The sequence below is a fragment of the Paenibacillus sp. NPDC057886 genome, from assembly GCF_042796655.1.
Taxonomy (GTDB): domain Bacteria; phylum Bacillota; class Bacilli; order Paenibacillales; family Paenibacillaceae; genus Paenibacillus.
In genome coordinates this window covers 507,840-522,016 of the sequence record NZ_JBHVMZ010000001.1, presented here as the reverse complement: position 1 = coordinate 522,016, position 14,177 = coordinate 507,840, and the positions used below count along the sequence as shown (strand labels likewise).

At 46.9% G+C, this 14,177-nt stretch carries 11 protein-coding genes; all 11 read right to left on the bottom strand.

The features are described from left to right. Position 1: 1 nt before the first annotated feature. Entirely contained in the window at positions 2-1,282 is a 1,281-nt protein-coding gene (yfmH, locus tag ACFVQB_RS02320) for an EF-P 5-aminopentanol modification-associated protein YfmH (RefSeq protein ID WP_379434829.1), read from the bottom strand. Positions 1,283-1,285: 3 nt separating this feature from the next. Then, on the bottom strand, positions 1,286-2,566 hold the full coding sequence (gene yfmF, locus ACFVQB_RS02315; protein WP_379434828.1) for an EF-P 5-aminopentanol modification-associated protein YfmF: 1,281 nt from the start codon (positions 2,564-2,566) through the stop codon (positions 1,286-1,288). 126 nt (positions 2,567-2,692) lie between these two features. After that, a complete protein-coding gene (gene sleB / locus ACFVQB_RS02310) occupies positions 2,693-3,523 on the bottom strand; it encodes a spore cortex-lytic enzyme (RefSeq protein ID WP_379434827.1) in 831 nt (276 codons plus the stop codon). Between the two features lie 187 nt (positions 3,524-3,710). Then, positions 3,711-6,446 (bottom strand): FtsK/SpoIIIE family DNA translocase, encoded by a 2,736-nt coding sequence (locus ACFVQB_RS02305; RefSeq protein WP_379434826.1) that lies wholly within the window; start codon positions 6,444-6,446, stop codon positions 3,711-3,713. A 90-nt stretch (positions 6,447-6,536) separates the two neighbouring features. Beyond that, on the bottom strand, positions 6,537-6,767 hold the full coding sequence (locus tag ACFVQB_RS02300) for a YlzJ-like family protein (protein ID WP_379434825.1): 231 nt from the start codon (positions 6,765-6,767) through the stop codon (positions 6,537-6,539). After that, positions 6,764-7,537, bottom strand: a complete 774-nt coding sequence (locus ACFVQB_RS02295) for a ClpP family protease (RefSeq protein ID WP_379434824.1) — start codon at positions 7,535-7,537, stop codon at positions 6,764-6,766. The genes ACFVQB_RS02300 and ACFVQB_RS02295 overlap by 4 nt, the downstream gene beginning before the upstream one ends. Before the next feature lie 214 nt (positions 7,538-7,751). Beyond that, positions 7,752-9,431 carry a ribonuclease J gene (locus tag ACFVQB_RS02290; RefSeq protein ID WP_053783840.1) on the bottom strand — a complete coding sequence of 560 codons (1,680 nt, stop codon included), beginning with the start codon at positions 9,429-9,431 and terminating at the stop codon, positions 7,752-7,754. 478 nt (positions 9,432-9,909) lie between these two features. Next, positions 9,910-10,785: a 4-hydroxy-tetrahydrodipicolinate synthase gene (gene dapA, locus ACFVQB_RS02285; RefSeq protein ID WP_379434823.1), complete on the bottom strand. Its 876-nt coding sequence runs from the start codon at positions 10,783-10,785 to the stop codon at positions 9,910-9,912. Between the two features lie 47 nt (positions 10,786-10,832). After that, positions 10,833-12,050: an aspartate kinase gene (gene dapG, locus ACFVQB_RS02280; protein ID WP_379434822.1), complete on the bottom strand. Its 1,218-nt coding sequence runs from the start codon at positions 12,048-12,050 to the stop codon at positions 10,833-10,835. Positions 12,051-12,472: 422 nt separating this feature from the next. Beyond that, positions 12,473-13,069: a dipicolinate synthase subunit B gene (locus tag ACFVQB_RS02275; RefSeq protein WP_379434821.1), complete on the bottom strand. Its 597-nt coding sequence runs from the start codon at positions 13,067-13,069 to the stop codon at positions 12,473-12,475. Then, positions 13,066-13,965, bottom strand: a complete 900-nt coding sequence (gene dpsA, locus ACFVQB_RS02270) for a dipicolinate synthase subunit DpsA (protein ID WP_379434820.1) — start codon at positions 13,963-13,965, stop codon at positions 13,066-13,068. The genes ACFVQB_RS02275 and dpsA overlap by 4 nt, the downstream gene beginning before the upstream one ends. Positions 13,966-14,177 lie beyond the last annotated feature (212 nt).

Here is a 14,177-nt window from a genome sequence, read left to right as displayed (position 1 = left end):
ATTAAGGACTCACGACAAGCGATATCGCCAGTTGATCCCAACGAATATGCTCTTTCAATCTGCGGTTTACCTCTTCCAGAGTAAGCGATTCATACATCGGGAGCATGTTGAAAAAATCACCACCACGGAATTGCTGCCGCGTGAATTCATTTGCAATGTTTTCTGGTGAATTGAGCATGCGCAAATATCCACCTATTTTCTTTTTGCGTGCGCGCTCAAAGTCGGTTGCCTCAAATCCTTTTTCCACAATAGCATCGACTTCTTCACGGATGCGGGCAAGCAGTTGATCCGGGTCTTTGGTGTCCCCGCCAATAGCAGAAAAAGCATATTGGGGCGAACTGTTATATTCATGTCCAAAGCTGTCCGAAATCAGGTCTTCATCATACAATTTTTGAAATAGCGGGGTACTGGAACCAAATAACAGATCCATCATTAGTTTGGTTGTCATATCTCGGCGCAGTAGGTCTTCTCCAGTGAGACCCACATCGGTTTCCTTAAAACCAAACAAACATTTGGGCAGGGAAACGGCCAATTTGGATTCACGTCTTGCTTCCCCAACTTGCTCAGGTTCCGGCTCAAATATCCGCTCGATTTTCCCTTGGGGCTTGTAATTTTTCTTCGCCTGGTTCGAACGAACCATATCGATCACTTCCTGCGGGTCTACTCCTCCCACGACAAACAGAAGCATGTTGCTTGGATGATAAAAAGAGTTGTAACACGTGTACAACGTTTCTTTGGTTATGGTGCCTATGGATTCAACGGTGCCGGCGATATCAATATGCACGGGGTGTTTCTGATACATCGCCTCGATCAAGCCAAAATAAACGCGCCAATCCGGATTATCAGCATACATATTAATTTCCTGAGCGATGATCCCTTTTTCCTTTTCCACATTCTGATCGGTGAAGTAAGGATTTTGCACAAAATCAACTAATGTTTGTATATTTTCATTGATATGTTCCGTTGCCGAAAACAAATAAACCGTCTGGTCGAAACTGGTAAAGGCATTGGCAGAAGCTCCATGAGAAGCAAATGTGGCAAAAATATCACCCGTTGGTTCTTCAAACATTTTGTGTTCCAGAAAATGAGCAATTCCGTCCGGAACCTTCACTTCCTCCTGTCCTTCAACCTTAAAATGATTGTCGACCGAACCGTATTTGGTTGCAAACGTAGCGTATGTTTTCTGGAAACCCGGTTTAGGCAAAATATAAACATGCAGCCCGTTTTCCATCACTCCGTAATACAGCGTTTCCTGCAAACGATCGTATGTTATGCTTTCCACCGACTATTCTCCCTTCTCATCACGCAAGAAATAAATCGTATCCAGACGGAATTTCTCTGCCGCCTCACGAACATTTTCTTTGCTGATCTGTTCTACCTGGGTCAGCAGTTCCTCGGCGGTCCGCACTTTGCCGGATAACTGTCGATTGAAATCATAAGCAATCAGCTCAAATGCAGAATCCTGCATTTCTTTGAGCAGATTACGGATCATCGCCTTGGTCTGAGACATCTCCAGGTCAGTGATATTCCCGTTCTTCATTTCATCCAGCTGCTGCTTGATAATCATGACCGCTTTTTCATAATTGGGGATTTCTATCCCGGATTGGATCGTTGCAATACCCTTATGTCCGTCATAACGTGAAGAGGCATAGTACGCCAGACTTTCTTTTTCACGAACATTAACAAACAGCTTGGAATGAGGATATCCTCCGAGAATGCCGTTATACATCAATGCAGCTGCATACTGCGGGTCACCATAAGTAATTGACGTGCGAAGCCCCATATTGAGCTTACCCTGATTAACATTAAGCCGCTCTACAACGGTTTCCACTTCTTTATCTCCACGAATAGCTTCCTGTGTGTGATAGTCGGAAGAGGTCACACGTTCCACATTGAAATAACGCTGCACCAGGTTCTCTACCTCTTCCAGCGTGGTGTCGCCCACCACATACAAGTCCATACTTGCCTGCTGCAACCATTCCTGATACGAAGTTGTCAGTGTATCTGGATCAATGCTCGGCAAATCCTTGCGCTCACCAAGCGGGTGCAAGCGGTAAGGTTCGTTTTTACACATCTCCTCAATACTGCGTTCCGCAGCATAACGCATTTTGTCATTAACGATGGACTCCAGCATTTTGCGAACAGTCTCCCGCTCAGCTTGAACATAAGAGGTTCGGAAATGTCCATCCTCCTGTGCAGGGCGTGTTAGCACCTCTCCCAGAAAAGCAAAAGAACGATCCAACAGCTGCTCGTCCCCACCAACAAAGGAATCATTAATGGTGTCCATACGGAACTGTACGATCTGGTAATCGCCACGTTTATAAACATCAAAGCCAAAACCCGCTCCATACAAATGTTCCAACTGTTCACGAAATTGCGTTGTTTCCGGATAGGATTCGGTCCCTCGCCGAAGCACGAAAGGTGTTAAGGCTACTTTGGTAACCGTATCTTCCTGCAGGGCAACCCCTGCGTAAAGTGAGATCGCAAATGTCTTAAAACGTTTCGTAGGAAGAACATGTATGCGGAATTGTTTCCGGTTTCCTCGTTCAAATCCTGATGTATTCAAATGTCAAAACCCCTTTACGGCGTCATTTGTCGTGCAATAAGTGAAGCTTAAACGTAACAACCATTTTAACCCATTCAAAAGGCAAGAAGCAACCGAAGTCACGCCTTCTGGTTGCTTCCAAGATCATCACATACAGAATATATGCTGCCCGATTGTTTTCACCTGAGGACGTGTCCAGATCCATTTGGATGTAGCTGTCTTCGGATTAAAATAATAGAGGCATCCACCGGATGGGTCCCAACCATTCATCGCCTGTTCAACTGCTTTTTTAGCTTGTGCGTTCGGTTCCAGATAAATCTGGCCGTCTGCAACAGCGGTGAACGCACCCGGCTGGAAAATTACTCCTGACGGTGTGTTTGGGAAACTCGGCGATTTAACGCGATTCAGGATAACAGCCGCTACGGCCACTTGACCTTCAAACGGCTCTCCGCGAGATTCACCATATACGGCGTTAGCCATAATTTTGATTTCGTTCTCCGACAACCCCATGGAATTGGCTGAGCCCATGTTGTCCTGCTCTTTATCCGCAGTATTGTTATTGTTGCCACTATTACCTGAAGTTTGATCCTTGTGCAGCGGTGTTTCTGTTGGTGACCATTGTTTTGAAGCATTGTAAAGTTTCAGCTTGGTTTTGGCCCCAACCACACCATCTGCCTTCATGCCGAATTCCGATTGAAACCATTTTACCGATTTCAATGTGGTGCTGCCGAAATTACTGTCAATTTTACCATTGTAAAATCCCAAATACTTCAGTCGGCCTTGAAGCTCGTATACATCCTGACCGTAACTTCCGTATTTCACAGCATTGGTGCTAAAGGTGGGTAAGGACTTCTCTTCAACCTGCGGGGTACTTGGGTTTGGACTTTCGGTTGCTGTATTCCCAGGAAGCAAATAACGAATTCCCAATGCGGACATCAGCAAAATAGCAGTGAAAAGCCATATGTTCATTTTTCGCATCGACTGTGCTCTACCTTTCTCTTGTGGGATTAACAGAATCGCTAAGGTTATTATGACAAGCATACTTCGTTCCTATGCACCAAATCCTCCGATCATTGGACTTCATGGCAAATCTTCAGTCAAAGGACATACAAAAATCCCTCAACCAATAAGGTTGAGGGATTACATCGTATACACGTGCTGTGTATTACGAGCTTATTTTATTCTGTTGATACTGTTCCAGCGAGATCAGTACTTCCCTTGGTTTGCTACCCTCGTAAGGACCAATCACACCCCGGGCTTCCATGGAGTCAATCAAACGTGCTGCGCGGGTATAACCTACTCGCATTCGGCGCTGCAGCAGAGAAACCGAGGCTTGCTTCGCCTCCAAAATAATCTGCACCGCCTGTTCATATAACTCATCCTGCACTTCATCTGCTGCCTGAACGGAATCATCCACCTCAGGCACAAGGGATTCGTCATACTGCGCTTCACCTTGACCACGCACGTAATTTACGATATTTTCCACTTCTTCATCACTCATGAAAGCGCCTTGTACACGAACCGGCTTCGAAGCTCCCATTGGCATGAACAGCATATCTCCACGACCTAACAACTTCTCGGCCCCACCCATATCCAGAATGGTTCGGGAATCCACTTGAGAGGATACACCGAAGGCAATCCGGGACGGGATGTTGGCTTTGATTACACCAGTGATAACATCCACAGAAGGGCGCTGTGTGGCAATGATCAGATGGATACCGGCTGCACGCGCCATCTGAGCCAATCGGGCAATCGCATCTTCCACATCACCTGCGGCGACCATCATGAGGTCAGCAAGCTCGTCCACGATAACAACGATATAAGGCAAAACCGCCGCTGGGTTGTCTTTCATCAGATTGTTGTAACCTTCAACATTACGTGTACCGGATTTGGAGAACAGCTCATACCTTTTCTCCATCTCTACGACGATCTTTTTGAGAGCAAGTGAAGCCCTTTTAGGGTCAGTTACGACAGGTGCCATCAGATGCGGAATACCGTTATATACGTTCAACTCAACCATTTTGGGATCGACCATCAGAAATTTCACTTCATCTGGCTTCGCTTTGTACAGGATGCTGGTAATAATACCATTGATACATACTGATTTACCTGAACCCGTCGCACCAGCTACTAGCAAATGGGGCATACGAGCCAGATTACCGATGATCGTCTGTCCAGAGATATCTCGTCCAAATGCAATGGTCACTTTGGATTCGGCTTCCTGGAATGTGGCAGTCTCCATAACCTCCCGCATCGTTACTACGGATACCTCTCCATTAGGTACCTCAATACCGATAGCGGATTTGCCGGGAATTGGAGCTTCCATCCGGATATCCTTTGCCGCCAGGGCTAATGCAATATCGTCTGTCAAACTTACAATTCTGCTGACCTTCACTCCAATATCCGGTTGAATCTCATATCGTGTAACAGCAGGCCCTCTGACTACTTCAAGTACTTTGGCGCGAACGCCGAAGCTTTCCAGCGTTGCTTCCAGCTTGCGTGCAGTCTGCATATAATCCTTCTGGTCGCCACCCTTACCTCCGTTATTCGGCTTGGAAAGAAGCCTGAACGACGGAAGTTTATAAGGTTTCGGAGGTGGTGGAGGCGGCTTAACAGGTTGCACTTCCTGTCCTTCCGTATCCGAAGCAACCGGACCTTGAGCTGCATTGCTCAACGTAGATTCAGCGTCTGAACTACCTTCAACAGCATCCATCACTGCTGTTCCAGCATCCGCCGCTCCAGGCCACTCATTGTTATCCACAAGTTCATCTGAGATCTTGATTGGAAGCTCTTCTCCCTGCATGTTATCCGTTAAATCATCTGGGAAAGGATACGCATCATCCAGATCATCATCTTTACCCGCATCCTCGGATCTGACATGTTCAAAGAAGTCACGGATGATTGGAGCCGAATTAGGTCTTGATTGCACAGGAACTGCTGCGGGAGATATTGCATCGGATGCGATGATTGGCTCGTCATGCCATGAATCTGCAGGGGTTTCCTGCTCTGCTCGGTAGACGACATGTTCCGTGTCTAAAGAATCATCCTCGTCCACTCCACGCTCAGTCTTCGTCCGTTCCCGATCAGAACCCCATTTTCCAAAGAGTTGGAAAAATATCGGTGCTTTTCGTTTCGGTAGTTGCTGATCCTGCATATCATCGTCATCATCTTCCTCGTCGTCCACTGGAACAGGCACCACTTTGCGGACATTCCCGTTTTTCTTGCCCGCAGAGCTTGAAGTGGCACGTGCTGCCGGTCTAGCCTCCAGCTTTTTGTACATCGCACTTCCTGCATCCCATATCTTGGTTCTGAAAATGCGGATCAAATCGACATAAGAAAGATTAGTAATCAGCATGAAGCTGATTATGAACATCACGATCATAATCAATCGTGCTCCCAAGCTGCCAAACAACCACAAGAACAAGGCAAACTGCGCCGCTCCTATATAACCGCCGCTAATGTCCTTATTGAGCATCGAATCCCGTTCGCCTGGCGCAGCAGGCGTAAGCAACTCGGTTTGCATATCATTATGTATCTGTGTAAGTACAGCACCAGGCTCAAGGGCTCCAACCGGTATAAGCTTCTGGTGCATGGCAGAGACAGTACTCATCAGGGTTAAGGCAAACACCAGCAATACGAGCCCTGTCTTGCGCGTTGTCCAGCCGCTGGGCCATTTTCGATGAATCATCACCATTAAGCCATAATAAATCCCTATAAGCGGAATCGCAAAATAGAACTTGCCAAGCATCAATCCAAACATCTTGGAAAGCGAGCGTCCTACGGTTGCTTCACCCGACAAAGCAATGACGGCAAGGGTAATAAGCACAATGCCGTAAATTTCATATTTTAAAACGCCGCTAAATGCCGCGGCCTTTTTTTTCCTCTTTTTTCTTCTGGCCAAAATCAGGTCACCCCCAGAAGAATATTATACCATACAAATATAATCCGTACATATGTTCTTTTCCTGCTCAATTTGTCTTATTTCGTCGCGTTATGTTGGTCCCGGGTTACCCGAAAGTGGAACGATAGATCCAGGCATATTGGCCGGAATCAGATAAGCTTCCAAGGGGCATTCAAGTAAACGTACAATGACTGCCTCATGTTCATTAACAGGTCTGACCTGCATCAATAATCCGTTCATCTTGATCTCCCGTGTGTCTTCTCCCTCATTCCACATCCCTGACCACAGCAGTTCAGGTGGCATCACTGTGTAGAGTGTCATTGGGTATAACCCCCTGCCTGCAGCGTCTGTCTTTTGTCTCCTATGAGTTGATTCAACTGGGCGATGGCCTGGCCGATCCCGCCTACGGCATCCATCAATCCATATTTAACCGCATCTGCGCTACCCACAGCTGTTCCGATATCGCGGTTGAGTTCACCTGTCTTAAACATCAGTTCCTTGAACATTTCTTCAGAGATATTGGAGTGCGACGTAACAAATCTTACGACACGTTCCTGCATCTTCTCCATGTACTCAAACGTCTGAGGCACGCCTATCACGAGTCCGTTCATACGGATCGGATGAATGGTCATTGTTGCGCTACCCGCGATCAGGGAATAGGTTGAAGCAACCGCGATTGGAACCCCGATGCTATGCCCTCCTCCAATGACGACGGTAACCGTAGGTTTGCTGAGTGAAGCAATCATTTCGGCAATAGCCAAGCCCGCTTCCACATCTCCTCCTACCGTGTTTAAAATAATCAGAATGCCTTCGATTCGCTGATTCTGCTCTGCTGCAACCAGCTGCGGAATGAGGTGTTCATACTTTGTTGTTTTATTTTGCGGAGGTAAAATTAAATGCCCTTCTACCTGGCCAATAATGGTCATGCAGAAAATGTTCGATTCAGCTGCGGGTGACTGCGTCTGTCCAAATTGCTGAATAGCCTCCGTTACAGGTGACATGGTCTTTTCCTCTTGTGCAGGCACTTCCGGTGCCTCGGTGCCCGGTTGTTCCGATTTCGGTGTTTGCTTGTTTTTCATATATTCGCTCATTCGATTAATCCCCTTCTCCAGAAACATGTAATGTATTTCCTTAGTATGGGGAATGTTCCAGCTGACTTATACCCGATCACTAATCAATTTCTCCATAATCTGGTGTAGGGCCAGAAAACGACAAAAAAAGCCCCTTCTCTACGAGGAACCGTCCAATATTACTCGTAGAGAAGAGGCGACTGTGTGCCTGAATTTATGTTTTTGTTGATTTATTTTAAACTTCCATAATGATTGGCAAAATCATCGGTCTACGACGAGTTTGCTCATACAAGAAGCGTCCGAGTGCATCTTTAACATTCGTTTTGAGTGAAGCCCATTCGTTAACGTTCTCACTCATCAACTTCTGCAATGTGCTGCTGACGATGCGATTGGCTTCATCAAGCAGTCCTTCCGATTCGCGTACATAGACAAATCCACGGGAGATGATGTCCGGACCGGAAACAATTTTGCCATCCTGTTTGCTCAGTGTTACCACGACAACCAGAATGCCATCCTGTGACAGCAATTTACGGTCACGCAATACGATGTTACCTACATCGCCTACACCCAAGCCGTCGATCAACACGTTACCTGCAGTAACTTTACCTGCCTTGCGTGCTGCTCCACCTTGAATTTCAACCACTTCACCGATATCCGTAATGAAAATATTGTCCGGATCAATACCTACAGATTCAGCCAATACCGCGTGGCGGCGCTGCATACGGAATTCACCGTGAATCGGCAGGAAATATTTAGGTTTCATCAGGTTAAGCATCAGTTTCAGCTCTTCCTGGCTACCGTGACCGGATACGTGAACGCCACTGTTTGCACCGCTGTAATGCACGTTGGCACCCAGACGGAACAGTTCGTCAATTGTACGGCCTACATATTTCTCATTACCTGGAACTGGAGTTGCAGCAATAATTACTGTATCACCAGGCAAAATATCTACCTTACGATGTGTGGAACGAGCCATACGTGTCAATGCTGACATCGGCTCGCCTTGACTACCTGTGCAGAGAATTACTACACGGTCAGCAGCCATTTTGCCTACTTCTTCCGGCTCAATGATCATGCCGTCTGGAATCTCAAGGTAACCCAGTTCAGAAGCAATACCCACCACATTTACCATACTGCGTCCAATAACTGCGACTTTACGTCCAGTTACTTCAGCTGCATTGATAACCTGTTGAATCCGGTGTACGTTGGAAGCAAACGTTGCTACAACGACACGCTGGCTTGCTTTACGGAAAATATCTTCCAGAACGATACCCACATTTTTCTCCGAAGGTGTAAATCCAGGTTTCTCAGCATTGGTACTATCGGACAAGAGGGCAAGTACGCCATTGGTTCCGATCTGTGCCATACGCTGGAGATCTGCATATTGACCATTGACTGGAGTGTGGTCAAATTTGAAGTCACCTGTATGAACAACAGCGCCTTCCGGTGTTTCGACACATACGCCGACGGAATCCGGAATACTATGGTTAGTAGCGAAGAACGTTGCTTTCAGTACAGAGCCGAGTTGGATCTCGGAATCCGCATCAATCAGGATGCGTTTTGTTTCACCCAGCAAGTTGGCTTCTTTCAGCTTGTTCTCCACAAGTCCGAGAGTAAGCTTTGTTCCGTATACCGGAACATTCAGGTGTTTCAGAACATATGGCAGACCACCGATATGATCCTCATGTCCGTGAGTCAAAATAATTCCTCTTACTTTGTCACGGTTTTCAGTCAGATAAGAGATGTCAGGAATGACAATGTCGATTCCAAGCATATCTTCTTCCGGGAATTTAAGACCAGCATCTACGACTACAATGTCGTTCGCGTATTGGATGACGTACATATTTTTACCAATCTCGCCTACGCCGCCCAAAGCAAAAATCATCAGTTTATCGTTGTTATTTTTCTTAGACAAATGAATCTAAACCTCCTATGGTAGTTGGACGTCGTACCTTATTATTTTATTGTAAGTTAAGAAAAGCAGTCCATCACATCCATGCCCGTAAATAGGGATAAATGCAAAAGAGCACCTTTATTCACGATATTTGGAAGAAGTTCTTCGAAGTTATTCCCCTTCACCAACAAGATGGATTTTGAAAAATGATCCTTCTTAGCCGTTCCTTCCTTTTTCACCACAAAGCTACACCAGAAACGATGTCGCTTTCAATTTCAAAAAAATACCGCACCCAGTCACTTGACATCATTATACATGATTAAAAACAAAAAAAACAAGTCACTCTCTCGTTAACCTCTACGTTTGCCTCCAGTTGTGAAAAGAAACCTAACAATCATCGTCAAAAAAAAGAACCGCCTCGTCTTAAACGAGAAACGGTTCTTCTGCAATTTCTATAGATTTATAAAAGTGAACAAATCAGTTCGATATCGTATCATTGCTAGTTAAACAAGGCACGAATAAAGCCTTCCTCATCCTCTGTTGCGGCTATAAGCGGAAGGCGTACAGATCCTACGTTCAGACCACGCAATGTCAGAGCGTATTTCACCGCTACAGGGTTCGGTAAAGGCTGCGGGCACTCGAACAGGCCTTTGAACACCGGAAACAGCTTCTGATGTATCTGAGCTGCCTGTACTGGCGCACCACCGAAGTAGGCATCAATCATTTGTTTCATTTCAGCGCCTACCACATGGCTAGCAACGCTAACGATCCCGTGAGCACCTACTGCAATAGCAGGCAAGCCAGAAGCATCGTCACCGGAATACACCCTGAAATGTCCCGGTGCACCCGCAGCAATCTGCGTGACTTGCTCCAAAGATACACATTCCTTCGTAGCTACAATGTTAGGAATCTGTGCCAAACGAAGCGTTGTTGCAGCCGAAAGACTGGCTGCCGTACGTCCAGGAACGTTATACAACATAACTGGCAGTTTCGTCGCGTTTGCGATCGCTTCAAAGTGTCTAAACATTCCCTCTTGACTTGGTTTGTTGTAATAAGGAACAACCAGCAAAACGCCATCTACACCAGCACGTTCAGCGTCCTGAGTCAGATGGATTGAATGGGCGGTGTTATTGCTACCCGTTCCAGCAATGATTTTGCACCGTCCAGCCACATGTTTTACTGCGAATTCGAATAGCTCTACTTTTTCTTTGTCGCTAAGCGTGGGAGATTCTCCAGTTGTTCCTGAAATAACGAGCGTCTCTGACTTTTGATCTTCAATCAAATAGTCAATCAGACGTGCAGTTTCCTCCCAATGGATCCCCCCTTGTTCGTTGAACGGAGTGACCATTGCTGTAATCAATCTTCCAAAGTCCAATTCGATTCCTCCTTCAAAACAGGTCCGGCTCCGCTGACTTCAAAGTCCTACAAGTGAAGTTCGAATGAGGCGTGAAGCGCCCTTAGAGCTTGAACCATATCTTCTTTTTTCACAAGTACCCAAATCGTTGTATTGGAATCTGCAGATTGCAGGATCTGGATGTCCGCCAGTGTCAAGGATTCCACAATCCGTGCCATAATGCCTGGCACTCCGTTGATGCCTCCGCCGATGACGGAAACTTTGGCACATCCCGAAAGACTTTGCGGTTTAAGACCAATTTCCTGCAGTACCTGAATGGCTTTCTCGGAATCACTATCGAAAACGGTATAGACAACTCCCAAGGGGGTAACATTAATAAAATCTACGCTAATCGAATTTTCAGCCATCGTTTTGAACACTTTCAGCTGCAAACGATCTGCACCGCCTGGCACTTCCACCGTTATTTGCGTAACATTACTTACATAGGCAATCCCTGTTACATATCGGTCAACAATGCCTGTCTGCACATCCTGGAATCCTTCTGGATGCGTAACCAGTGTCCCTTCACTATCTGCAAAGGTAGACCGTACACGCACTGGAATCTGGGATTGCATCGCAATCTCGACTGCACGTGGATGAATTACCTTAGCTCCTTGATGGGCCATATTACATATCTCAGCATAACTCACGACGGTCAACGGACGCGCGTCCTCCACAATACGTGGATCTGCTGTCAGTATCCCATTTACATCCGTATATATATCCACCATTTCTGCGTGTAATGCTGCCCCAAGGGCTGTTGCTGACGTATCACTTCCTCCACGACCAAGCGTCGTAAAGTCACCGCTCTCGGTCTGCCCCTGGAATCCTGTAACTATGACAACACGCCCACTCTGAAGCTGCTCCAGCACACGAACAGGACGGACATCCAAAATTCGGGCATTCCCGAAATTGTCGTCCGTCACAAAACCTGCTTGTGCACCGGTCAGCACTGTAGTTGGAATGCCTTCATGTTCAAGCAGACTGCTCAAAGTCGTCGCAGATATAATTTCACCACAGCACAGCAGTAAATCCTTTTCGCGTGCAGATAGTGCATTTCCGTTCTGTGCAGCCCAGTCCAGTAACGTATCCGTAGCGTAAGGCTCGCCGCGGCGACCCATCGCTGACACAACGATAACCAGACTCAATCCTGCTTCAAGTTCACGTTTAACATGACGGAGCACATGCTCTCTCGCCTGAACGGTAGAGAGAGACGTACCTCCGAATTTCTGTACCATGATGCGCATCTTTATTCCTCCATTTGTGTACGCAAGAAGACTGGACACGGGTCAATCAACAAATGGATCACCCTAGGGAGCGTTCCGATGCGATAATTTCAGCATTTTATACGGCATTTCATGCCGCTCTTCATCCGATTGTGTGAAACAATCCCAAATGAAGGCCGCGGTTGTTATCGAGATCATGACGCACACATTCTCCGTGCACTGTTCCCGCTTGCCTGACCTAATCTCGTTGCAAGCAGGAATTCCCTTTTAAAGAAAGGAACGTGGACACAGGTAGCTGTTTATGCCAGCATAACGTCCCTCATGATTTTCTTTGTCTCTCGAACCAGCTTCATTTCTTCAAGCGTATAACCGTTATCCCCGTAACTAAGTCTGTACAGAGCCCTGTCTGAAACAAACTGATGTTACGGCGGACCCAAGAACCATCAAGCCTGTGCAGAACGCTGCACAATCATTGGCTGTAACTGTTTGCCTTCAAGCGCACTCCAGCATGCCTCCGGAATCAGCTCCATTTTGGCCACTAACGAGTTCGGTTTTTTCACCGGATCATCCTGCCCAAATGGTACAAAATACAAATATTTGGCCACCAGCAGCTTAGCGATGTTCGCAGCATTCAACCCCAGCCCGTCATTGGTGGAAATGGCGAGTACCAGCGGACGTTGATTTCTCATCTGGGCTTTGGCTGCCATTAAAACCGGACTGTCCGTCATCGCGTTAGCCAGCTTGCTCGTCGTGTTGCCTGTGCATGGAGCAATTACGAGCACATCAAGCAGCTTGGAAGGACCTAACGGCTCTGCCTCAACAATTGTAGAAATGATATCATTCCCCGTTATATCTTTCAACTGTTTTTGCCAATTTTGCGCGGTCCCAAAGCGTGTATCCGTAGTCTGAACCGAATTGGAAATAATCGGGACAACATTGGCGCCTTCGGCCACGAAGCGGCTAATCACCGGCATAACCTCTTCAAACGTACAATGAGAACCTGTAATTGCGTAACCTACCGTTTTTCCCTGCCAGTTCATTGTTCAACCTCCCGTGCGTTTTGTTCTTCCAAAAGCAAACGGATTAACACGTCGGCAATAATGCCGCCAGCCGTTTTGGGAGCAACAATGCCGGGGAGGCCAGGCGCAAGCAGCGCTTTAATACCGCGTTTTTCGGCATACCTGAAATCACAGCCACCAGGAGCGGATGCGAGGTCGATAATGACTGCTTTTTGCGGCATTTTGGACAGGATTTGTGCTGTGATTATCATAGTCGGTATCGTATTAAAAAGCAAGTCAACTTCCCCGGTTTGAGCGGCCAAATCCGTTGTTATGAAAGGCTTCCAGCCCATTATGGCTGCTCGAGCAGCATCCTCTTCGCGCCTGATTCCCACCCGTACATTTGCCCCAAGTCCCTGAAGCGTTTTGGCCATTGTGAAACCTGTTCGCCCCAATCCAAGTACAATACATTCCGAGCCGTGGATCGTGAAGTCCGTTTCCCGAATCGCCATGGCAATGGCGCCTTCGGCTGTCGGAATGGAGTTGTAGAGCGCGATATCATCACGATCGAGTACTTCAACAAGCCGCAGACCATTTTCCCGGCACAAATCACGTAAAAAAGGCTTCGCCATACCCGTGAACACAATACAATGCTCCGGCAGTGCCGCAACATGTTCCTTTTTCAAAAAAATCGGTGTATCACTGAACGAAGTGCTTACTTCCCCTTTATCGTCACACCCAACCACAGGAAGCACCAGCACATCTGCCGAAGCAAATACATCGTCCTCCAATTCCTGGTGTTCGATACCCGGAATGGAACGCTCCAGCTTATCGAAGCCCACCACACTTACCGTAGCATCCAGCTCTGCGCATTTTTGAATGACTTCAAGCTGCCGCGCATCTCCGCCCAGGACTATAATCCGGACACCGGTCAGCATCGGGACGTCACTCCTTTCACCACATGTATGCCTTATCGTATGCAGTGGCCCACAGGGGGGTGAAACAATATAATTGAAGCTTGTAAAGAAAAAATTAACTCTATCGTTCAAAAAAAGAAAAAAGAGCCGCCCCGCGGGGACGACTCTTCGAGAACATGTTCAGTAAATAAAACTATGAAGCGCTTATTACAGAAGATGCTCCTATTTACAGC

Coding starts and splice junctions, on each gene's coding strand:
- dapG (WP_379434822.1), bottom strand. CDS start 12,050: ATGCGCATCATGGTACAGAAATTCGGAGGTACGTCTCTCTCTACCGTT.
- ACFVQB_RS02300 (WP_379434825.1), bottom strand. CDS start 6,767: ATGACACTCTACACAGTGATGCCACCTGAACTGCTGTGGTCAGGGATG.
- sleB (WP_379434827.1), bottom strand. CDS start 3,523: ATGCGAAAAATGAACATATGGCTTTTCACTGCTATTTTGCTGATGTCC.
- dpsA (WP_379434820.1), bottom strand. CDS start 13,965: ATGCTGACCGGTGTCCGGATTATAGTCCTGGGCGGAGATGCGCGGCAG.
- ACFVQB_RS02275 (WP_379434821.1), bottom strand. CDS start 13,069: ATGAACTGGCAGGGAAAAACGGTAGGTTACGCAATTACAGGTTCTCAT.
- ACFVQB_RS02295 (WP_379434824.1), bottom strand. CDS start 7,537: ATGAGCGAATATATGAAAAACAAGCAAACACCGAAATCGGAACAACCG.